Annotated in this window: 19 protein-coding genes and 1 tRNA gene; 9 read left to right on the forward strand and 11 right to left on the reverse strand. The window is 41.1% G+C overall.

The genetic code is table 11. The features are described from left to right. Window positions 1-130 precede the first annotated feature (130 nt). Entirely contained in the window at window positions 131-1,555 is a 1,425-nt protein-coding gene (locus BLR84_RS28705) for a DUF2142 domain-containing protein (protein ID WP_090473701.1), read from the forward strand. Window positions 1,556-1,636: 81 nt separating this feature from the next. On the opposite strand, the gene BLR84_RS28710 is transcribed toward BLR84_RS28705, so the two are convergent. From BLR84_RS28710 to BLR84_RS28730, 5 genes are all read right to left on the reverse strand, one after another. Beyond that, on the reverse strand, window positions 1,637-2,557 hold the full coding sequence (locus BLR84_RS28710) for an NPP1 family protein (RefSeq protein ID WP_090473702.1): 921 nt from the start codon (window positions 2,555-2,557) through the stop codon (window positions 1,637-1,639). A 374-nt stretch (window positions 2,558-2,931) separates the two neighbouring features. Beyond that, the gene (locus tag BLR84_RS28715; protein ID WP_143014018.1) at window positions 2,932-3,729 is read right to left on the reverse strand and encodes a hypothetical protein; all 798 of its coding nucleotides are present in this window, start codon (window positions 3,727-3,729) and stop codon (window positions 2,932-2,934) included. A gap of 220 nt (window positions 3,730-3,949) precedes the next feature. After that, the gene (locus tag BLR84_RS28720; RefSeq protein ID WP_090473704.1) at window positions 3,950-4,783 is read right to left on the reverse strand and encodes a glucosaminidase domain-containing protein; all 834 of its coding nucleotides are present in this window, start codon (window positions 4,781-4,783) and stop codon (window positions 3,950-3,952) included. 108 nt (window positions 4,784-4,891) lie between these two features. Continuing rightward, window positions 4,892-5,440 (reverse strand): glycoside hydrolase family 73 protein, encoded by a 549-nt coding sequence (locus tag BLR84_RS28725; RefSeq protein WP_090473705.1) that lies wholly within the window; start codon window positions 5,438-5,440, stop codon window positions 4,892-4,894. A 3-nt stretch (window positions 5,441-5,443) separates the two neighbouring features. Next, window positions 5,444-6,082, reverse strand: a complete 639-nt coding sequence (locus tag BLR84_RS28730; protein ID WP_090473706.1) for an O-methyltransferase — start codon at window positions 6,080-6,082, stop codon at window positions 5,444-5,446. Window positions 6,083-6,174: 92 nt separating this feature from the next. Between BLR84_RS28730 and BLR84_RS28735 the strand changes: the two genes are divergently transcribed. After that, on the forward strand, window positions 6,175-6,558 hold the full coding sequence (locus tag BLR84_RS28735; protein ID WP_090473707.1) for a GxxExxY protein: 384 nt from the start codon (window positions 6,175-6,177) through the stop codon (window positions 6,556-6,558). A gap of 160 nt (window positions 6,559-6,718) precedes the next feature. Here the strand turns inward: BLR84_RS28735 and ruvX are convergent, their stop codons facing one another. Beyond that, window positions 6,719-7,132: a Holliday junction resolvase RuvX gene (ruvX, locus tag BLR84_RS28740; protein ID WP_090473708.1), complete on the reverse strand. Its 414-nt coding sequence runs from the start codon at window positions 7,130-7,132 to the stop codon at window positions 6,719-6,721. A gap of 177 nt (window positions 7,133-7,309) precedes the next feature. On the opposite strand from ruvX, the gene BLR84_RS28745 reads away from it, so the two are divergent. The 5 genes from BLR84_RS28745 (at window position 7,310) to rmuC (ending at window position 13,020) form a co-directional block, all read left to right on the forward strand. After that, window positions 7,310-8,455 carry a DNA polymerase III subunit gene (locus BLR84_RS28745; protein ID WP_090473709.1) on the forward strand — a complete coding sequence of 382 codons (1,146 nt, stop codon included), beginning with the start codon at window positions 7,310-7,312 and terminating at the stop codon, window positions 8,453-8,455. Window positions 8,456-8,457: 2 nt separating this feature from the next. Continuing rightward, on the forward strand, window positions 8,458-9,885 hold the full coding sequence (gene ricT, locus BLR84_RS28750) for a regulatory iron-sulfur-containing complex subunit RicT (protein ID WP_090473710.1): 1,428 nt from the start codon (window positions 8,458-8,460) through the stop codon (window positions 9,883-9,885). Beyond that, entirely contained in the window at window positions 9,882-10,364 is a 483-nt protein-coding gene (locus BLR84_RS28755) for a gliding motility lipoprotein GldH (protein WP_090473711.1), read from the forward strand. Before ricT ends, BLR84_RS28755 begins: the two co-directional genes overlap by 4 nt. Window positions 10,365-10,681: 317 nt before the next feature. Continuing rightward, complete coding sequence (locus tag BLR84_RS28760) at window positions 10,682-11,551, forward strand: hypothetical protein (RefSeq protein WP_143014019.1); 870 nt, start codon at window positions 10,682-10,684, stop codon at window positions 11,549-11,551. A gap of 98 nt (window positions 11,552-11,649) precedes the next feature. Then, window positions 11,650-13,020 carry a DNA recombination protein RmuC gene (gene rmuC / locus BLR84_RS28765; protein WP_090473713.1) on the forward strand — a complete coding sequence of 457 codons (1,371 nt, stop codon included), beginning with the start codon at window positions 11,650-11,652 and terminating at the stop codon, window positions 13,018-13,020. Between the two features lie 123 nt (window positions 13,021-13,143). Here rmuC and BLR84_RS28770 read toward each other — a convergent pair whose 3' ends face one another. The 3 genes from BLR84_RS28770 to nadA form a co-directional block, all read right to left on the reverse strand. Then, window positions 13,144-13,569 (reverse strand): hypothetical protein, encoded by a 426-nt coding sequence (locus BLR84_RS28770; protein ID WP_090473714.1) that lies wholly within the window; start codon window positions 13,567-13,569, stop codon window positions 13,144-13,146. A gap of 6 nt (window positions 13,570-13,575) precedes the next feature. Next, window positions 13,576-14,619, reverse strand: a complete 1,044-nt coding sequence (gene thiL, locus BLR84_RS28775) for a thiamine-phosphate kinase (RefSeq protein ID WP_090473715.1) — start codon at window positions 14,617-14,619, stop codon at window positions 13,576-13,578. Window positions 14,620-14,874: 255 nt separating this feature from the next. Beyond that, window positions 14,875-15,867: a quinolinate synthase NadA gene (gene nadA, locus BLR84_RS28780; protein WP_090473716.1), complete on the reverse strand. Its 993-nt coding sequence runs from the start codon at window positions 15,865-15,867 to the stop codon at window positions 14,875-14,877. A 407-nt stretch (window positions 15,868-16,274) separates the two neighbouring features. Here nadA and nadB point away from each other — a divergent pair, with 407 nt between their 5' ends. Beyond that, a complete protein-coding gene (gene nadB / locus BLR84_RS28785) occupies window positions 16,275-17,867 on the forward strand; it encodes an L-aspartate oxidase (protein WP_090473717.1) in 1,593 nt (530 codons plus the stop codon). 121 nt (window positions 17,868-17,988) lie between these two features. On the opposite strand, the gene BLR84_RS28790 is transcribed toward nadB, so the two are convergent. Then, window positions 17,989-18,061 (reverse strand) — tRNA-Gly (locus BLR84_RS28790). 78 nt (window positions 18,062-18,139) lie between these two features. Between BLR84_RS28790 and BLR84_RS28795 the strand changes: the two genes are divergently transcribed. Then, window positions 18,140-18,652, forward strand: coding sequence for a gamma carbonic anhydrase family protein (locus BLR84_RS28795; RefSeq protein WP_090473718.1), 513 nt, complete (start codon window positions 18,140-18,142; stop codon window positions 18,650-18,652). Here the strand turns inward: BLR84_RS28795 and BLR84_RS28800 are convergent. Then, a complete protein-coding gene (locus BLR84_RS28800; RefSeq protein WP_090473719.1) occupies window positions 18,642-20,294 on the reverse strand; it encodes an Ig-like domain-containing domain in 1,653 nt (550 codons plus the stop codon). The genes BLR84_RS28795 and BLR84_RS28800 overlap by 11 nt on opposite strands. Between the last annotated feature and the right edge of the window lie 22 nt (window positions 20,295-20,316).

A 20,316-nucleotide genomic window follows, 5' to 3' on the forward strand; every position in this document is an offset into this window, starting at 1 on the left:
TGTTATGGTAGCGGGTATCATAATTCAGCGGTAAGCTGTTACAACAATTAGGCTAATCAGAAGTTAAATGTAATGTTAAGATAATTAACTTTGCGGCCAGCTCCTTTTATCTACTGTGAAACTACCCTGCATGATTAATATTCATACTTTTTATTTAAAGCTCCGTAAACAATTACACTATATCTATTTGCTTTATGCCATCCCGATGGTTTATATGGCCGCGGCTATGATCCCGCCATTTCAAAACCCGGATGAACCTAACCATTTTATGAGGGCCGAGCAGGTTTCAAGAGGCGAGCTCGTCCCTTCTTTTTATTACAAACATCAACCTAAAAGATCAGCATCACCTGATTCGACAGTGCTATATCCAAAGCCGGGAGGATTCAAGACTGATAAAGGCATACCTGCAGCAGCCGATCTTTTTTTCTCCATACAAGCAAACGCTGATGTTAAAGTAAATGATCATTTGCTTCGTGCCGCCAAAGACATTAAATGGGACTCTGGTATAGCCTATTCAAATTTTGGCAATACCGCTATTTATACTCCTTTAGTTTACGCCATGCCCGCCTTAGGCGTTGCTTTGGGCAGGCTACTTAACCTGTCTGTTGTTAAAACCCTTTTTGTTGCAAGGTTATGTAATGGGGTATTTGCCATAACCTTAAGCTTTTTCGCTTTGTTATTGGCCCGGCGAAGTAATATTTTGCTTTTCATCGTTTTGCTTTTCCCCATGACCATCGAATTATTCGCGTCGGTAAGCCAGGACGCTATTTTAATTAGTTGTTCCTTTTTATTGGTAGCCCTTATTGATCATGCAGAATTTGGTGAAAAACCCCAATATCGGCAATGGCATATTTATGTCCTAATCATACTGATGAGTATTATAGGAATGGCGAAGCCCCCTTATGCACTCTTTTCGATCGTTTTTTTATTTCTAAGATTGAATCCTAAATTAAAAGGGCTTCTTTTAGGCATCCCTTTCCTGATCATTGCTACATGGCTTTATATAGATCGTATTAATTTAGGTGTAATTTTCGCCCCTCCTTCACTTCATATTAATGCAAAACTCCAGATCTTACACATTTTTCAGCATCCATTCAGATTTGCGGCAATGTTTTTTGATGTTGATAAAGACGCGGTTCTTTTCAACATTAAATCATTTATTGGTATACTGGGCTGGCTCGATGCCAATTTTTCGCAGTTTTATTATATCATGGCATTCTCCATCTTGACTGTCGGGTTCATTATTTATGGCCGGTTTAAAAAAGATGAACATTTTGCGCTCCGAATAGCTTTTCTTATCGCGGTATTGGCTTCATTAATTGCCGTAATGTCTGTTCAATACATCACCTGGACAGCGCTGGATTCCCCGGTTTTAAGCGGGATGCAGGGCCGGTATCTGTTACCAATTTTTCCATTCCTTGCACTTGGGCTAATCAACCCAACCTTATCCAATAAATTGCACAAATTTAAACCAGTCGCCACTTATTTAATCATTATATTTCCTTTAGTTACCGCCATAAATTTATTGCAATTATTACTGTCAAGGTATTATTAACCGCACAGATCACTTCAACAAAAAAGGGCCGCTAATTATAGCGGCCCTTTTTTGTTTCTATCAGTCTGTTTTTAATTCAGCTTAAATACCGCCTAAAATCGTTCCATCCGGGAAACTACTTTGGCTGCAGCCATCGGTACCGGTAATACCATCGTGCCCGTTACAGGTTGAGTATGACCAATAGGCAAGGTTGCGGTACAATGGTCCTTTACCTACGCCTGTACCCCAGAAACCATTAAAGCTCAATTGGGTAACATTACAGCTCATTTCAACCAGGTTACCGCCGGTAGGCACATCGTTTGCCGTACCATTAGGGTTCCGGTAATCGCCATAGTAGGAGCAGGCATAACCCGGGAAAGAAATAGAATTGCCAAAATGGAAACTACCGTGGCTGGTTTTAGCGACATATACCTGCACTCGGGTACCAGGCGTTACGCTTCGCCAGTCGCGGGTATACCATCCGGCATGCTGAAAGTAGGTTACGGTAATAATACGGTTGGTTTGTGTATTTACCTGTATAACGATGTGTTCCCAATCATAATCATGGCCTCCCAGGTTCTCGAAACAGGTCGATTGGGTTTTGTATGTCCACCAATAATCAATAAAAACCTTATTCACGTCGTTCGGGTTTTGCTGTACTTCGAAATAAGTTGGGAAATTGGTACTGCGGGGAGCGTCGCGGTTAACCAGCACTAATGTTCCGTTGCAGACAATTCTATTAGGATCAGTACTTGCCCACACGTCTTCCACGCTGGTTGGATAATCTGGTGTGGCGCGGTCAAATTTTAAGGTCGGGGCATAGGTTGCGGCCAATGCCTGGGCCTGCGAGCCGGTGATCTTGGAAGGGCTTTCGGCGCAATCCGCGCACATTACAGTGTTAACCTTTTGTTTTGCTGCTTTGCTTGCATTTGGGCCGCCAATAATGTCTTCCTGTTTTTTACACTGGGTAAACAGCATAGCGATCATGGCCAGCAGCACAGGCAATAGTGATTTTGATTTCATGGTTAGATAGTTTTTGTTTTTATTTATTTAGTTGATTAATTGATGCTTTTTACAAAGAACCAACCGGCTGGCACCAAAATAAAAACAGGACATAACATCCTCAGGATAAGGTGACTCATTGGTTTAGGTTATTGGTTTGGTTATATTATAGGTTAAATATTACTCTAATATCTGTAAATATATTTACCCTAAAAATGGACAATACCCGTTAACTAATGGATAATATTATGTTATTATTTAACGCCCAAAGAAAAAATATTGGCAGATAGGTTAATTTTTGAACTTAGCCCAACTGTTTCTTTTGTTATGAGACTATAAATCCCGGCAATAGCTATTTAATATCTGATGATATTGATCTGCCTGAAACAGCATAATCAATTTGCCAGGTCTTGCGGCTTTGGTGTAACCAACTGCGGTAAAGCAAACGCCCGGGGCGAACGTAAAAAGCGCCTCAGGTTTGATTTGATAGAGGTGATGAATTCATAGTCGCTGGCGGTGGTCACCAGGTAATAGCCGGGACGGTAACGCTGCATAAAATCGGTAAGCTGCTGGTCTTTCAAATGGGTGATATTGCCCACATAGGTACGGTTAAACCTAAAGTCGATTACGTTTTGCCTGTAATCGCGTTCAATAATGCCGCGCAGTTTTTCGGCATTGCGACCGCTTCGACTTAACGAGTTCCACAAAGCATCAATGCCAAGGCCCGCACCCATGCCCGGCGCAACCGAAAGCAGGTCGTGATTATCCAGCGATCCATAAATTTTAGTGTAGTCTCTTTTTGTGGCTTCCAGCTGCTTTTGAGGGTTGAGCAGGGTATCGCGCACAAAAACCTCTTTAAGCTGTATGGCCGAGCGTTTCATATAAACAGCCAGCGAAGCATTGTTTTGCAATTGCAGGGTATCGGCGTAATGGTCGGATTTGGTAAAAATAAGCACGTCGCCGGGTTTGGCCTCAATGTTAAACTCGCCCTTAAAGGTATTATAAACCGATTTGCCCGTTGTAGCGTTCAGCACATTCACTTTGGCAATACGGCCTTTGCTGTCCTTATCAAATACAATACCGTCAACCGTTTTTTGCTGGGCAAAAACCGTTACAGATAACGCACATAAAAACAATAGCAGCCATATTTTCATTCTGACGCCAAAAATAAACGTTCGGCCGTTCCTGGTCATATTATTTAACAACAATTAACAGCTTTTTGAGAAAGAGGCAAGATGTTAGAGTCAAGAATCAAGACACATACTTTCAAACCCGTCATTGCGAGGTACGAAGCAATCTCTACATAAGCAAATCACCTCTGCTGGATTACTCTGTATAGTATAGAGATTGCTTCGTACCTCGCAATGACGCTTTTATATTTTATTTCTTGATTCTAATCTCTTGACTCTATTATCACTTTACCACTACCAGCTTCTGGCCAATAGCGATGTGGTCATCAACTATATTGTTTAACCCTTTTAACTCATCAACTGTTATTCCAAAACGCTTGGATATGTTGTATAGTGTATCACCCTGCTTAACGGTATATATTTTATCGTCTGGTTTAGTTTTGGCAATAGTGTCGGTATCGGCTTTGCCAATATTATTGTTGATCTGCGTTAGCACCTGGTCTTCACGTTTGATCTTGGCAATTTCTCCCTCCGGGCGATCATACTGGTCAAGATGATAGCGTACAATAATATTGATCAGCAAATCCGGATATTTGGGATTTGTAGCATACCCGCATTGTTTTAACCCGCGGGCCCAGCCCTCGTAATCGTTTTTATCCAGCTCAAATAAACGGGCGTAGTTTTTACGTTTCAGGAAAGCGGAGTGGTCACGGTAGGAGTCGTCGGGATTGTCATACACCCGGAAACATTCGTTGGCACTGTCATCGTCCTTAAAATAGCTTTTCCCTTTCCAGTCGCTGGTGCATTTAATGCCGAAGTGGTTATTCGCAACTTTAGCCAGGTCGCTGTTACCGCTGCCTGATTCAAATAAACCCTGAGCCAGGGTAATACTTGCCGGGATGCCATACTGGTTCATTTCCTGTATGGCTATGCCTTTAAACCGTTCGATATAGGAAAGAGATGTATATGACTGGTAGTTGGCAATAGCATCCTGGTTCTGTTTTTTGATGGTATTGTTATTCTGCCGAACCTGTCTGTTGGAGATGGTTTTCTTTTTGGCCGAGCAGGAGGCAAGGCAAATAGCCGCTACGAGTAGTAGATAGATTTGTTTTTGCATACGGTTAAAAAAAAGAGTCAAGAATTAAGAGTCAAGAATCAGGAAGAAAGGATTCGTTATTCCTCCATCTTGATTCTTGACTCTTAATTCTTGACTCTCAATCCTTTATTAATTTGTTTCTGCTAATTGGGGTTTATCCGCCGCTTTGGGCTGATCTTCGGGCTTTTCGTCCAAATCATGCAGGTCATATTTTTTAATGATACCCAATACCTGCGAGGCCCATTTACGGCTGCCGGCATAACCGCCGCGTTGTATGCCTTTGGCCCAGCCCAGGTAATCATAATGGGTAAGCGCGTCGGCCAGGTGACTGAATTGTTTGCGCTCGGTCATGATGCGGGCAAAATCCTGGAAAGAATCCAGTACCGAATCATATCTTTTATAGGCTGTATGTACTTTTTTATGCCCTTTGTAAAAAACCGTTCCGCCGCCGCCTTTTACGCCAAACTGGTTGTTTAAATGCTGGGCCAGGGTACTGTTTCCGCTGGCCGACTCATGCATGGCCACACCTAAAACTATGCTTGCGGGAATTCCGGTTTCGTGCATGATGCGGATGGCATCGTCTTTGAATTTTTCTATGTAAGAAGTTGGGGTATTTTTCTGTGCTGAAGCAGCTAATGTTGAGATCAACAGTGTTGTAATCAGTAAGATTTTTTTCATAATTTATTTTTTTCTGATAACCAGCAGCCCATCGCGTACCGGCAGGATCAATTTTTCTACCCTGGGGTCAACAGCTATCTGGTCATTTAGTTTGCGAATGTTTTCAGTATCGGTATCATTTTCGTCGCCGTACACTTTTCCTTTCCACAAAACATTATCAATTATTATTAATCCTCCGGACTTGACTTTGTCAAAAGTCATTTGAAAGTAAGTAAAATTATTCTTTTTATCAGCATCAATAAACACCAAGTCGAAATTATCTTCCTCTAAATCAGCAATAATGGCCTCTGCCTGGCCAAAATGCAGTTTTATTTTATTTTCAACATTTGTTGATTTAAAGTGTGAATTGATGATCTCCTCCATCTCGCGGTTCACTTCAATGGTATGGAGGATGCCGCCCTCCACCAGGCCTTCGGCCAGGCAAATGGCAGAGTAGCCGGTAAACGTACCTATCTCCAGGATGAGTTTGGGCTGTATCATTTTGCTCAAAAAACTGAGCAAACGCCCCTGGTAATGTCCCGACAACATGTGCGGACGGAGCACTTTTAAATGCGTTTCCCGGTTGAGCTTTTGCAATGCTGCCGGCTCGGGATCGCAATGGTCATCTAAGTATGCCTGAAGGTCATGGGGTAGAATATCCATGGCGCAAAGATAGGTATTTTGTTTTTAATGGGATTTCTGAACCATGATTAGTAGGATTTATTGATTATCTTGATTTTAGTTTATTGATCATTATGCAGCATAAAGAGTTGACCGAAAAAATAATTGGATGTGCCATGACAGTTCATAATACCTTGGGAAATGGTTTTCAAGAAGTGATTTATCAACGGGCATTAGCCATAGAATTATCAAAAGCAGGTTTGGCTTACTCCAGAGAATTGGATATGATTATCTACTATGATGGAATTGAAATAGGCACAAGGCGGGTTGACTTTTTTGTTGAGAGCACTATTATGGTTGAGCTAAAAGCCATCACATCCTTGGAAGAAGTACACTTGGCTCAAGCCATGAATTATTTAGAAGCCTACAAAATGGAAATAGGCTTGTTAATTAACTTTGGATCAAAAAGCCTGCAATTTAAACGCGTACATAATAATAAGCTATTGGGACGTTTCTGAGCGTTTAATCATGCTTTATTTTCTGAACCTTGATTCGCTTGATTAAAGGATTAATAAGAATCTTCTTTTCCAAAATCGTGTTGATTATAAAATCTTATTAATCATTGGTTCAGATATTATGTAATGAATCAAGAAATCCCCAAATCAAGCAAATCATGGTTCAAAATAATCTGCGGTCCATGTAGCTCTGCAATAATATCACGGCCGATATGGTATCAACCAGCTCCTTATTTTGCCGGTGCTTTTTGTTCATGCCGCTTTGGGCAATGGTGGCTGATGCCATTTTGGAGGTAAAGCGCTCATCGAGCATTTCGATGGGGACATCAGGAAAATTCTTTTTAAGCAGGGTCACAAAACCCTTCACATGCCCGGCCGATTGTGATGGAGTATTATCCATCTGTTTGGGTTCGCCTACAATAAAGCGCTCTACCTGCTCGGTTTGCAGATACGTTTTCAGATAGTCTACAATATATTGCGGGTGTATGGTATCCAGCCCAGTAGCGATGATCTGCAAGGGATCGGTTACCGCGATGCCTATACGCTTGGTACCATAATCAAAAGCCATTATTCTCATTTTGTAAAGATATGAGATGTGAGATATGAGATGTGAGATTTTTTTATTGCTCCGGACTTACCTGGCACTTTTTGTATTGCTGATTTTTCCCCTTTTTACCCTTCCTCTTTGTCAAAAAACAACGCAGTCTCACATCTCATATCTCACATCTCAAATCTAATTCTTATTTTGCACCAAATGCAGTTTAAAGATATAGTTGGACAAGAAGCTATAAAGCAACGGTTGGTAAACTCGGTAAAAGAGAACCGGGTAAGCCATGCGCAGTTATTTTTGGGTCCCGAAGGGTCGGGCAGCCTGGCATTGGCTGTTGCTTACGCGCAATTTTTATCGTGCGACAATAAACAGCCCGATGATTCCTGCGGCGAGTGCAGCTCCTGTCGCAAGTACCAAAAACTGATGCATCCCGATCTGCATTTTTCATACCCGTTTTTCGCTAAACATAAGGATGATACCGCCCTTACTTTTATCGAGCAATGGCGCGATGCATTTACAGCCAATCCGTACCTGAGCCTGGACACCTGGCGCGGCTACCTGGATGCCGAAAACAAACAGGCTAATATCAATATAGCCGAGTGTCATCAGATCATTAAAAAACTAAGCTTTAAGCCTTTTGAGTCGGTTTATAAGATCCTGATCCTTTGGCTGCCTGAATACCTGGATAAAGAGGGTAATGCCCTACTGAAAATTATTGAAGAACCGCAGCCCAACACGCTGTTTATCCTGGTAGCGCAAAATCAGGATCAGATACTGAATACCATCCTTTCGCGTACGCAACTGATTAAGATCCCTTGTCTTACTTACGAGGAAATAAAACAATCCCTGCTTACCGAGCATAACCAAACCGAGGACGCCGCCGCGGAAATTTCTTATTTGAGCAATGGCAACTTAACCGAGGCCTTGACCATGCTGCAGCAGGATAATAAAGGCTATCATAATCTTTTTGTACAGTGGCTGCGCCTTTGCTTTAGCAACAAGGGGCTGGAGGTTTTAACCTTTGTTGATCAGTTTGCTAAAATGGGCCGCGAAAACCAGAAAAACTTTTTACGCTACGGCATCAGTTTTATACGTGAGTGCTGCCTGCTGATGGCCGGCGCCGGTAACCTGGTGCACTTGCCGGCAAAGGAGCTGGAAACCGCCCAAAAAATGACCAATGTACTAAGCATCGAAAAGGCACAATATATAAGCGATGAGCTGGAAAAAGCGCATTATCATGTAGAGAGAAATGCAAACCCTAAAATTTTATTTTTAGATGTATCTTTACAGATTATTAAAATACTAAATTTAAAAACCATCCCTCAGGGGAGTCAATATATACCAAATTAATTATGGGTTGTGGAAGTTGCTCAACAGGTGGCGGATGTTCGCCTGCGGGCTGCAAAAGTAATGGTTCATGCCTTACTAATGGTTGCAGCAAATTAGATGTTTACGATTGGCTGTCCCACATGGATATGCCAACAAATTATAAGCCGTTCCCGGTTATTGAAGTAAAATTCAAAGGTTCGCGAAAGGAGTTTTTTGTAAATACCGACAATATTTACCTGGAAGCCGGCGAGCTGGTAGCTGTAGAAGCAACTACCGGTGGCTATGATATCGGTCACGTATCGTTAACCGGCGAACTGGTGCGTATGCAAATGGTTAAACGCCATGTAAAAGAGGCCGACGTGGTTAAAAAGATATACCGCAAAGCTACCATTGCTGATGTGGATAAGTGGAAAGCCGCCAAAGATATGGAATGGGAAACCATGCATAAATCGCGCAAGCTGGCCCTTGATCTTAACCTGAGCATGAAACTGAGCGATGTGGATTACCAGGGCGATAAAACCAAAGCCACTTTTTATTATACGGCCGAAGGCCGCGTTGATTTCAGGGAACTGATCAAAAAGATGGCCGAAACTTTTCGTATTCGTATCGAGATGCGGCAGATAGGCATGCGGCAGGAAGCAAGCCGTTTAGGCGGTATCGGTTCCTGTGGTCGCGAGTTGTGTTGCTCCACCTGGCTTACCGATTTTAAAACCGTATCTACTTCGGCGGCACGTTACCAGAATCTTTCGCTTAACACCTTAAAGCTTGCCGGCCAGTGTGGTAAGCTGAAATGCTGCCTTAATTACGAGCTGGATACCTACATGGATGCCCTGAAATATATCCCGGATAATGTGAATGTGCTGCGTACCGAAAAAGGCGACGCGCGTTTACAAAAAACGGATATCTTTAAAAAGATCATGTGGTTTAGCTATCCCCGTGAAGAATCATGGGTGCCTTTGCCCATTAGTAAGGTAAAAGAAATTCAGCAGCAAAATAAAGAGGGGATTATTCCTGCCGATTTGGGCGAACTGGTAGAGGTAGAAACTCAGCCGGCAAAAGTGCTTGATTATGAAAATGTGGTTGGCCAGGATAGCCTGACCAGGCTTGATGAGCGCCGCAACAATAACAAAAAGAAGAATAACAATAACCGGAACCGTAATAAGGACCGCAAACCAGGCAGCCCTGCACCTGATAACCGTGGCGGCAACCAAGCCAATCAACCACGCCAGCAGGGAGCTGCTCCATCGGCAGATAAACCGGCTCCGCAACAAAATCCTGACGCCCCTAAAGCGCCGCAAGCCAACAGGCCGCCACAACAGCAGGCTAACCGCCCGCCGCAGACCCCGGGTGATAAACCGGCACAGGAAAACCGTAACCGAAACAACCGGCGCAGACCAAACCGTCCTAATAAAAACAATAACAACCCACCTCCGGATAGTAAATCAGAATGAAACGGGCCCTAAAAACCATTTGTACAATAACAGGTGTTTTGTTGATTATGCTGTTGGGTAGCTGCTCCAACTCCAATTGGGTTATGGATAATAATACCGCCATTACCGATCATAACTGGAGCTATGTGAACCGGATAAGGTTTGATTGCAAAATTGATGATGATGCGGCAACCTATAACCTGTACCTGAATTTGCGGGTTACCGACAATTATAAGTACTCCAACCTGTTTGTGCTTATCTATGAAACATCGCCCGATAAAAAGGTAAGCGTTACCCGTTACGAAGTAAAGCTTGCCGGCAAAGATGGTGAATGGTTTGGCAAAGGATCTGGCAATTTATACAGCTACCAGGTGCCATTCAAAACAAATATTAAATTCCCGGCTAAAGGCAATTATCGTTTTGAGATAGAACAAAACATGCGCGACAACCCCCTGCATGAGGTGAGCGACGTGGGTTTAAGGGTAGAGAAAGCGAAGTAGGTTTTTACTATCTTGTTCTACCTAATTATCATTGTATGAACCGCGAATTTCCGGTATCCACGGGATCTAAAATCTCTTACTTTGTTCTGGCCCTAATAACGTTAATATTGGGTGTTTTCCTATGGATAGCTCTTATTTCAAGGAATCCGGGATTTTCCGTTTTTGGTATGTTTTTAGCCGGGTCATCAATACTTATTGTAATAGGCACGCTTAAAAGAAAAATTTTTGTGTGCGATGATCGCATTGTGCACACCAATCTATTCAGAACCCGGGAGCTTTCTTTGATTGATATCAAAGGCTGTAGGATAGGTCAAAAAGTGATCAATATTATCCCCAATGACTCATCTTCCTCCAAAATTACGATCAACAATTATATAGACTACGCCAGTTCAGGCGAGTTGACTAAGTGGCTTCGCGAAAACTTTACAGATCTTGACCAGGTAGATTATCAAACCGATTTACAAAGTATTTTGAATGATCCCTGCTTAGGGATCACAGAAACTGATAGAAAAAGCGCAATTCATAAAGCCCGGATAACCGCCATTATTTACAATGTTATTGGGGGTATTCTTTTAATCCTTCTTTTTGTTTTTAAAAAAAGTGTACTTTTTGATGCAGCCCTTCTAATTTATCCGATTATAGCAGTGGTTATCATTCTTACCAGTAAAGGTTTAATCAAACTTTTTGCTAAGCCGCGTACTCCATATTACACCATTTGGATGGGTACATTCGGCGCTATCATTCCGATGTTTATCAAATCGGCGGCCGATTACTCTATTCTTGAATTCAATCATTTTTGGCTCCCTTTTATTATTGCAGCTCTGGCATTAGGTATGTTCATAAAGCTTTCTGACCCGAACAATAGTGCCACAACCATGGGGTCTTCTTTAATTTTCGCCGGTTTAATAACCGGGTGTCTATACGGTTTCAGCTTTGTTACATTAACCAATTGCGATTTTGACCGTTCGGCAGAAAAGATTTATCAAGCTACGGTATTAAGTCATAGCATTACAAATAGTAAAGGCACACATTATCATATTTCCATAAGTCCCTGGGGCCCGAAATCAAACATAGGAAATGTTGATGTATCAGAAAGTGAATATTTTCAGGAGCCTGTCGGGTCAACTGTAAATGTTCATTTGAAAAAGGGATTGCTTAAGATTCCCTGGTATACAGTTACACCGTAGATATTTCGGTCATTCTATTCTTATAGAATCTTCTCCTTCCCGTATTACCCTTGCATTACTAAAAATATTATCATAATTTTACTAATATTTTTATCAAAATGAGTGGTGATATTTTATTAGTTGTTTCCCTGGTGATCCTGTTGCTCTCTGTTTTTTTGTTTTTAAAGAAACCAAAAGCGCTGGAGCTGATATCGCCGGAGGAGTTGAACCGGCTCCGGAACGAGCAGGATATGCTTAAAATTAACCTGGCCAAAGCCGAAGAAAAAGGTGATATCATATCTGCAGAAAAAGAAAACATTATCCAGTTGCTGAAAGACGAGAAAACCCGGCTGCTGGATGAATTGCTATTTGAACGCACTCAACTGGCCCAGGCTAATCAACAACTGGAAAGTGTTAAGTCCTACTATCAATCGCAACAGGAAAAACTGCAGGAGCAAAAAGTAGAGGTGGAGCAGATCCGCAAACAGTTTCAACGCGAATTTGAAAATGTAGCCGAAAAGCTGTTGAAAGAAAAATCGAAGGAGTTTATTGATGTGAACCGCAACAACCTGGATATGATCCTGAACCCGCTGAAGGAAAATCTGAAAGCTTTTGAGGATAAGGTTGAAAAGGTTTACAATATGGAAGCCGCTGAGCGCAATACACTGAAAGGAGTGATCACCCAGCTGATGGACCTGAACAAGCAGATCAGTGACGAGGCACAAAATTTAACCAAAGCCCTCAAAGGCGACAACAAAAAGCAAGGCAACTGGGGCGAAGTGATCCTGGAGCGGGTACTGGAACGCTCGGGCCTGGTACGCGACCAGGAGTACCGCGTTCAGGCAGCCATGCAAACCACCGATGGTACCCGATATCAGCCTGACGTGATCATTGACCTGCCCGATGATAAACACCTGGTGATCGACTCTAAAGTATCCCTGATAGCCTATGAGCGCCTGGTTAATGCCGATACAGAGGAAGACCGGAAGCTTTTTTCCAAAGCCCATATCGAATCTATCCGTAATCATATCGGTGGCTTATCCTCCAAAAAATATCACGACTTGTACAAGATCAACTCACCCGATTTTGTGCTCCTTTTTGTACCTATTGAATCCTCTTTCAGCATAGCCGTTCAATTGGATGGTGAGCTGTTTAATTATGCCTGGGATAAAAAAGTAGTGATCGTGAGTCCATCAACACTGCTGGCTACGTTACGTACCATTGCCAGTATGTGGAAACAGGAACGCCAAAACCGTAATGTGCTGGAAATTGCCCGTCTGAGTGGTGATATGTATGACAAATTTGTAGGTTTCCTGGGCGATATGGATAGCATTGGCCGCAACATCAACCAAACCCAAAACGCTTATAATACCGCCCTGAACAAGCTATCAGAAGGCCGCGGAAATTTAACCACCACTGCCGAGAAGATCAAAAAGCTTGGGGCTAAAGCTGATAAACAGATCGATCAGAAATTTATTGGGGAAGAGTAGGGGCCCTATAATAAAAACAGGTCATGCTGAACTTGTTTCAGCATCCCACAGGACAGGTTAGTCAGTATTGCAAAACGGCTTAGCATATGGGATGCCGAAATAAATTCGGCATGACAAGATGCTTTAAACATCTCCTCTCATTTCCCTTTGCTCATTAAACCAAATATTAGCTGGTTTGGAAAACAGCAGGCGTAAGGCTATCAGTTCAATAACTATCTCGATACCGTATAGTACCATAACCAGATTGGTGAATTTTTCTTTTACACTATGGCTTAGTAACTGAGCTATATTGAACCCGAAAGAGATCAGGTTGAAAATAACAAAAAGAAGTATCAGGATGCGGGCCCATTTTTTACCTGCCGAAATAGCCGTGATCACAGCGGTGATCACAATAAAAACAACAAGAAAGGGGATAATGCCAATACCATCGAGCCAATCTGTGATCATTGACAGGATGAACCCAATATATAACAACATTACCGCGGTAGCAACTTGTTTTGGCTTATCGTTATCCTGCCCGGTGAATTTTTTGAAAAGACTATTAAACATTCCTCATCAATCCTTTTTAAAAGCATTCCATCCCTGGGCTTTCAGGGCATGTACGTTACCTGTTTTTGTAATGAGGTTACAGCCTGCTGAGGGCTCGGTGATATGCCCAATGATAGTGATATCCATCTTGAACTTGATCTTGTCGTAGTCGGCTTGTTTCACGGTAAAAAGGAGTTCGTAGTCTTCGCCGCCACTCAGCGCGCAAACGGTAGGATCAAGGTTAAACTCCCGGGCTGTTTCAAAGGTCATTGGGTCAAGCGGGATCTTATCTTCGTACAGATTACAACCCTTATCACTTTGCTTGCAGATGTGCAATATCTCCGAGGCCAAACCGTCAGATACATCGATCATGGCCGTTGGTTTTACGTCGATGCTTTTCAACAATTCTACAATATCCCGACGGGCCTCTGGTTTTAACTGGCGCTCTACAATATAATCCTTGCCTTCCAGATCGGGCTGAATTTTTGGATTTTCCAGGTAGATCAGTTTTTCGCGTTCCAACAATTGCAAACCAACATAGGCGCCGCCCAGATCACCTGATACACAGATCAGGTCGCCTTCACCGGCTGTATTGCGGTAAGTTACATCGGCTTCGTCCGCATAACCAATAGAGGTTACACTGATCACCAAGCCTTGTTTTGACGAGGTGGTATCACCGCCAACCAGGTCTACATTATATTTTTCGCAGGCAATATAAATGCCCTCATATAGTTCTTCAATAGCTTCCAAAGGAAACTTGCTCGACATACCGATAGATACCGTAACCTGCGAAGCGGTACCATTCATGGCATAAATATCGCTCAGGTTTACCTGTATAGCTTTGTAACCCAAATGTTTTAACGGGGTATAAGCCAGGTCAAAGTGGATGCCTTCCAGTAACATATCGGTACTTACCAGCACTTTTTTACCCGTAAAATCAAGTACAGCGGCATCATCACCAACGCCTTTCACGGTACTTTGCTGGGTCAGTTTTATATTTTTTGTAAGATGTCCTATGAGGCCAAATTCACCCAAGTCCTCTAAATTCGTCCTATCCTGATTTTCAAACATTTTTTCTTAAATATGATAATCTGCAAAAGTACAAAAATGTTCTGCCGTATTGTTGACGCCGGAACATTTCGGACTTCATAAAATTTCCGGGCCGTCGCTAAAAACAAACATGATGTCTACCGCCGAAGGCGGGAAATTTTTTTAGGATTTTAGCCTGCTAATCACTACAAATATCTGACGGCGTAATAACCCAATATATCCGCCAAAGGCGGAAAAAATTTTAGGATTTTTAGGCTCCTAACAAAATCCCACCTCTTATAACCCCAACCGTGCCGATATTTCCAGCATACGTTCAATCGGTTTTACCGCACGTTCAATAATATGCTCAGGGACTGTAATTTCCGGTGATCCATTCTTTAAACACAGGTATAATTTTTCCAGTGTGTTACGTTTCATGTGCGGACAATCGTTACAAGCGCAATTATTATTTGGCGGCGCCGGAATAAACGTTTTATCCGGGTTTTCCTTTTGCATCTGGTGTAATATACCTGCTTCGGTAGCTACTATAAATTCTTTATCCGGATGACTGCCGGCATATTTTAGTATCCCGGTTGTTGAACCTATATAATCGGCCATTTGAAGTATAACTTCCTCACATTCAGGGTGTGCCAGCAGTTTAGCATTGGGGTATCTTTCCTTGAGTTTAGTGATCTTTTCCCTGGAAAAAATTTCATGAACCATACAGGCTCCGTTCCACAATACCAGGTCTCTTCCTGTTTTTTTAGCCACGTAAGCACCCAGGTTTTTATCCGGTCCAAATATGATCTTTTGATCTTTTGGTAAGCTCTCTACAATGGCTACAGCGTTACTCGATGTACAAACAATATCACTTAAAGCTTTCAGTTCGGCCGTGCAGTTTACATAGGTGATCACCAGGTGATCGGGATAGTTTTCCTTAAACTTTTTAAATAAATGGGGCGGACAACTATCAGCTAATGAGCAACCTGCCTTTAAGTCGGGTAATAAAACTTTTTTGTTTGGTGAAAGTATCTTGGCAGTTTCGGCCATGAAGTGTACCCCGGCGAAAACGATAATATCGGCATCAGTTTTTGCGGCTTGTTGCGAAAGCCCCAAACTATCTCCAATATAATCCGCAATATCCTGGATATCGGGTTCCTGGTAATAATGAGCCAAAATAACTGCATTTTTTTCCTTTTTAAGTTTTTCAATCTCATCAAAAAGATCAAGCGTGGGGTCGATGTACTCGTCCACAAATCCTTTCACATTTAATTCTTCGAAGATATCCATTTCAACATTTCAATTAATAACAACTAATTTTTTATATAAATAAAACTATTGTTTATTGGTGTGTTAGTTATGTGCAAAAGTCGTGATATATTTTGTCTCATTAATTAGTTTTCACATTTTACTAACAGTTATCCACATCTTTTGATCTTATATTTGATTGATTTTGTGATTCGTATGACAATCAAATTTTATTTAAAAAAGTTTTATGTTAATATTTTGTGGGTGAGTAAAATGTTAGCTATATGACTTTAGTACCTCAAAAGTCGCTCAAAAATTATTCATATTAGCATCAAAAATGGGAGTTATCAACTATTTGATTATTTATTAGCTATTTGTTTACATGAAATTAACAGGTTTTATACCTGTTGTTAACATTAATTATACTTTTACACAATTTACACATAAATATGACCAAAACAGTTGATTTTCTGGTTGTGGGTTCCGGTATCGCCGGATTGAGTTTTGCGCTAAAAGCGGCAAAGCATGGTAAGGTTCTGATAGTTACAAAATCAAACGAAGATGAATCAAACACTAAGTATGCCCAGGGAGGTGTAGCGGTGGTTGTGGATAAAAAAGAAGATTCTTTTGAAAAACATATAGAAGACACCTTGATATCGGGTGATGGGCTTTGCGACAAAGAAGTTGTGGAAGCTGTTGTTAAAGAAGGTCCAGCACGTATCAATGAAATTATTGATTACGGAACTAACTTTGACAAGACAAATGAAGGCTTTTATGACCTGGCTAAAGAGGGTGGACATTCCGAATTCAGGGTGCTACATTATAAAGATGTAACCGGTTGGGAAATAGAAAGATCCTTATTAGAAGAGATCCATAAGAACCCAAATATTGAAATATTAACGCATTATTTCGCTGTTGATTTGATTACTCAGCATCATTTGGGCGAGCTGGTTGGTAAATCCAGTACGAATATCACTTGCTATGGTATTTATGCTTTCAACACAGAAAGTAATATTGTTGAAAAGATATTATCAAAGGTAACCGTGATGGCTTCGGGTGGTGCTGGTCATATTTATGCGGTAACTACTAATCCAACTATTGCCACCGGTGATGGTGTTGCTATGGTTTACAGGGCTAAAGGAAAAGTAAGGAATATGGAATTTATACAGTTTCATCCTACAGCTTTATATAATCCGGGTGAGTATCCTTCCTTTTTAATATCAGAAGCTGTTCGCGGATTTGGTGGTGTGTTGAGACGTACCAATGGCGAAGAATTTATGCAGGAATATGATCCACGCAAATCATTGGCTCCACGTGATATTACTGCTCGTGCTATTGATGCGGAGATCAAAAAATCGGGTGAAGATTTTGTTTACCTGGATATCAGGCATCGTAGTAAAAAAGATATTTTAAATCATTTTCCTAATATATATGCTAAATGCCTGGAGATAGGTATTGATATGACCAAGGATATGATCCCTGTGGCGCCAGCCTGTCATTACATGTGTGGTGGTGTAATGGTTGATCATACTGGGCAATCATCTATACTGCGCTTATATGCCTGTGGCGAATGTTCTTCGACGGGCTTACATGGTGCTAATCGTCTGGCTTCCAATTCTTTATTAGAGGCTTTGGTTTTTGCGCACCGTATATATGATGATGCGGTAAGTAAATTTAAAGATTTTGTTATCCCGGATAATATCCCGGATTGGGATGAAAAGGGTGTACAGTTATCAAATGAGGATATCCTGGTTACGCACAACGTACGCGAAATGCAAAAACTAATGAATGACTATGTAGGTATTGTACGTTCTGATTTCAGATTGGAAAGAGCCTTAAGGAGGTTAGGTTTATTATACGAGGAAACAGAATCTTTCTATAAAAAAACAAAATTATCCGTAAAGCTTTGTGAACTGCGCAATTTAATACAAGTATCGTTTATTGTAGTAAAATCGGCTATGTTGCGCAAGGAAAGCAGGGGATTACATTATACAACAGATTATCCGGTGCATGCGGAGAAAGTTGAGGATACTGTATTTTAAATATTACAAATAGATAATAATAAACGCGTCATTGCGAGGTACGAAGCAATCCCCGATTAGTAGGGCGGCTCTGTATTTTAGGGATTGCTTCGTACCTCGCAATGACGTGGTGGGAATAAAGAGCGGAAAACGGGATTCGAACCCGCGGCCTTCAGTTTGGGAAACTGATGCTCTACCAGCTGAGCTATTTCCGCTTAAATTTGTATCCAAACATAAATAAAAAGTACATCAAATCAATAATTCAGTAAATCATTAATTCAATAATTTATAAGATGCCTGTTATACTGCCTGTTAAAGATAAAAGCCCTGTTTGGGGCGAGGATTGCTTTATTGCACCAAATGCTACTATTGTTGGTGATGTAGTGATGGGTAAAAATTGTTCGGTTTGGTTTAATGCCGTGATCAGGGGCGATGTACATTATATTAAAATAGGCGACAATACCAATATACAGGATGGGGCTGTGATACATGCTACTTATTTAAAAGCGGCTACCAATATAGGCAGCAACGTTTCTATTGGGCACAATGCTCTTGTGCATGGCTGTACGCTACATGATCATACACTGGTAGGTATGGGTGCCATAGTAATGGATCATGCCGTTGTCAACGAATTTGTGATCATTGCTGCTGGGGCAGTGGTATTGGAAAACACGATCTGTGAATCGGGATATTTGTATGCCGGTATTCCAGCCAAAAAGATAAAGCCTTTAACAGAGGAGCAAAAAGCGATGCTCAAACAGCTACCTAATAATTATATAATGTACTCCGGTTGGTTTAAGGAGTAATAGGTTCTTTAGGTACGGTAATAGCCTCTTCAGCTTCCCAGTTTGGTCTTAAGGATATTATTTTATCACTTACCCAAATATTTTCTGGTTGTTTTCTGAGGTGTACGTTTCCGCTATCCCATTTACCGTTTTTATTTTCATCATAAATAACGCGTAACAGATATTTACCCGTAATAATATTTTTATAAACGATAGATCCATTACGCCTTATCGGATCACTTTGTAAAATCTTCTTTTGTTCGTTTAATAGTTCAACAACGTATGCTTTTGAAGTATCTGGCGGCAACGTAACTTTCAGAGTAAGTGTACTGTAATTATCTGTTTTATCTATCTGAAACTTTTTTGGTATTCTCTTATTCTTATCGCCGTATATAGAGGTAAATGCAGCTTCATTAAATATAATTTCGTATTTGCTGCCTTGTCGCCAACGGTATTTTACAGTAATTTTTTTAAAATTCCCGGTATCCTTTTGTAAAGTAAGATCACTGGTAGCAACAGCAACAGAATCTTCATTAAGCGTGATGAGCGAATTATCAAAGTTTTCTATTGGTAAGCTGGCTGTCAATTTTAAATCAGTACCAGGCTTTAATAGGTTGTTGCCATTAATATTGTATTGAAAGGTTAAAGACCGCTGAAAGCTTTCCTTTTTACCTTTTAAAAGGGAGGTGGAGTCAATAGGTTTACCATTATCAAATACTGCTACCCTGATAGAATCAAAATTCATATTCCGCAGGTAAACAGATGCCGTATCTTTTGTTTTGCTAAAATCAACTTGTTTTTGTTTGTCGATGTCTGCAGGGTAGATAACTTTTATGGAAGGATTGGTTAATGCCTTATTAAAAACAAAAAGCAATTTTCCGTCGGTATCAAAACGCTTTTCTGAAAACCTGAATTTTTCGGGAACTTGCTTAAAAAGATTTAACTGCACGTTTGAGGTATCAGATCTGAGGTGGATGGGCTTTTTCAAGAAAGCTATTAATTCCTGGTCGTTATCAAATATCTTATTGGGTGATGCTTCTTTTAAGGCGTAGATCCGGTAATTGTCTTCGCGCAAATTATTTAAGCTAAAATTTCCGGAGGAGTCAGTTGTCGCGAAAATACTTGGTTTCTTTTTCCCAAAAAGGAGCGAGTCCTGTTTTAATGAGAAAAGCATCACGGTTACATCTTTTTCTTTTTCCTGGGTCAAAGTATTGGTGACACTACCTGCAATGCTTAAAGAGTCAATGTGCGGACCGGTTGAAAAAACGTATGTGAAGTTTTTGAGTACGTTACCTTCATTAACATCCTGTATAGATTTTCCAAAGTTGATAACGTAAGTTGTATTTTTTTGAAGTGTGTCTTTCAATTTTATTTTTAGTATTCTTTTGCTTGAAGTATACTCCGGTTGTTTTTCCATCGTCGGGCTCATGCTTATTTCCTGGTACTGATTGGTGAGCTTGATAAACTCATCAAATTCCAGGTCAATTTCTTTGGCGTTAAAATTTCGTGTTTTATTGGCCGGTATTGCCTTCACCAATTTTGGTGGAGTGAGGTCGCGTGGTCCTCCCTGGGGTGGTTGTTGTGCCGCGCAGCCAAATAGGAATAAAATAGCCAAAAAATAGAATGGAAAATTGTGAAAATTGACCCGTTTTTTATTTAACATGGTTTTTAGGCGATATAAACGA

Source organism: Mucilaginibacter sp. OK268 (assembly GCF_900103125.1).
GTDB lineage: Bacteria > Bacteroidota > Bacteroidia > Sphingobacteriales > Sphingobacteriaceae > Mucilaginibacter.

Bases quoted from the DNA above. Each gene is read 5' to 3' on its own strand.
- BLR84_RS28705 (WP_090473701.1), top strand. From the start codon at position 131: ATGATTAATATTCATACTTTTTATTTAAAGCTCCGTAAACAATTACAC.
- BLR84_RS28710 (WP_090473702.1), bottom strand. From the start codon at position 2,557: ATGAAATCAAAATCACTATTGCCTGTGCTGCTGGCCATGATCGCTATG.
- BLR84_RS28715 (WP_143014018.1), bottom strand. From the start codon at position 3,729: ATGACCAGGAACGGCCGAACGTTTATTTTTGGCGTCAGAATGAAAATA.
- BLR84_RS28720 (WP_090473704.1), bottom strand. From the start codon at position 4,783: ATGCAAAAACAAATCTATCTACTACTCGTAGCGGCTATTTGCCTTGCC.
- BLR84_RS28725 (WP_090473705.1), bottom strand. From the start codon at position 5,440: ATGAAAAAAATCTTACTGATTACAACACTGTTGATCTCAACATTAGCT.
- BLR84_RS28730 (WP_090473706.1), bottom strand. From the start codon at position 6,082: ATGGATATTCTACCCCATGACCTTCAGGCATACTTAGATGACCATTGC.
- BLR84_RS28735 (WP_090473707.1), top strand. From the start codon at position 6,175: ATGCAGCATAAAGAGTTGACCGAAAAAATAATTGGATGTGCCATGACA.
- ruvX (WP_090473708.1), bottom strand. From the start codon at position 7,132: ATGAGAATAATGGCTTTTGATTATGGTACCAAGCGTATAGGCATCGCG.
- BLR84_RS28745 (WP_090473709.1), top strand. From the start codon at position 7,310: ATGCAGTTTAAAGATATAGTTGGACAAGAAGCTATAAAGCAACGGTTG.
- ricT (WP_090473710.1), top strand. From the start codon at position 8,458: ATGGGTTGTGGAAGTTGCTCAACAGGTGGCGGATGTTCGCCTGCGGGC.
- BLR84_RS28755 (WP_090473711.1), top strand. From the start codon at position 9,882: ATGAAACGGGCCCTAAAAACCATTTGTACAATAACAGGTGTTTTGTTG.
- rmuC (WP_090473713.1), top strand. From the start codon at position 11,650: ATGAGTGGTGATATTTTATTAGTTGTTTCCCTGGTGATCCTGTTGCTC.
- BLR84_RS28770 (WP_090473714.1), bottom strand. From the start codon at position 13,569: ATGTTTAATAGTCTTTTCAAAAAATTCACCGGGCAGGATAACGATAAG.
- thiL (WP_090473715.1), bottom strand. From the start codon at position 14,619: ATGTTTGAAAATCAGGATAGGACGAATTTAGAGGACTTGGGTGAATTT.
- nadA (WP_090473716.1), bottom strand. From the start codon at position 15,867: ATGGATATCTTCGAAGAATTAAATGTGAAAGGATTTGTGGACGAGTAC.
- nadB (WP_090473717.1), top strand. From the start codon at position 16,275: ATGACCAAAACAGTTGATTTTCTGGTTGTGGGTTCCGGTATCGCCGGA.
- BLR84_RS28795 (WP_090473718.1), top strand. From the start codon at position 18,140: ATGCCTGTTATACTGCCTGTTAAAGATAAAAGCCCTGTTTGGGGCGAG.
- BLR84_RS28800 (WP_090473719.1), bottom strand. From the start codon at position 20,294: ATGTTAAATAAAAAACGGGTCAATTTTCACAATTTTCCATTCTATTTT.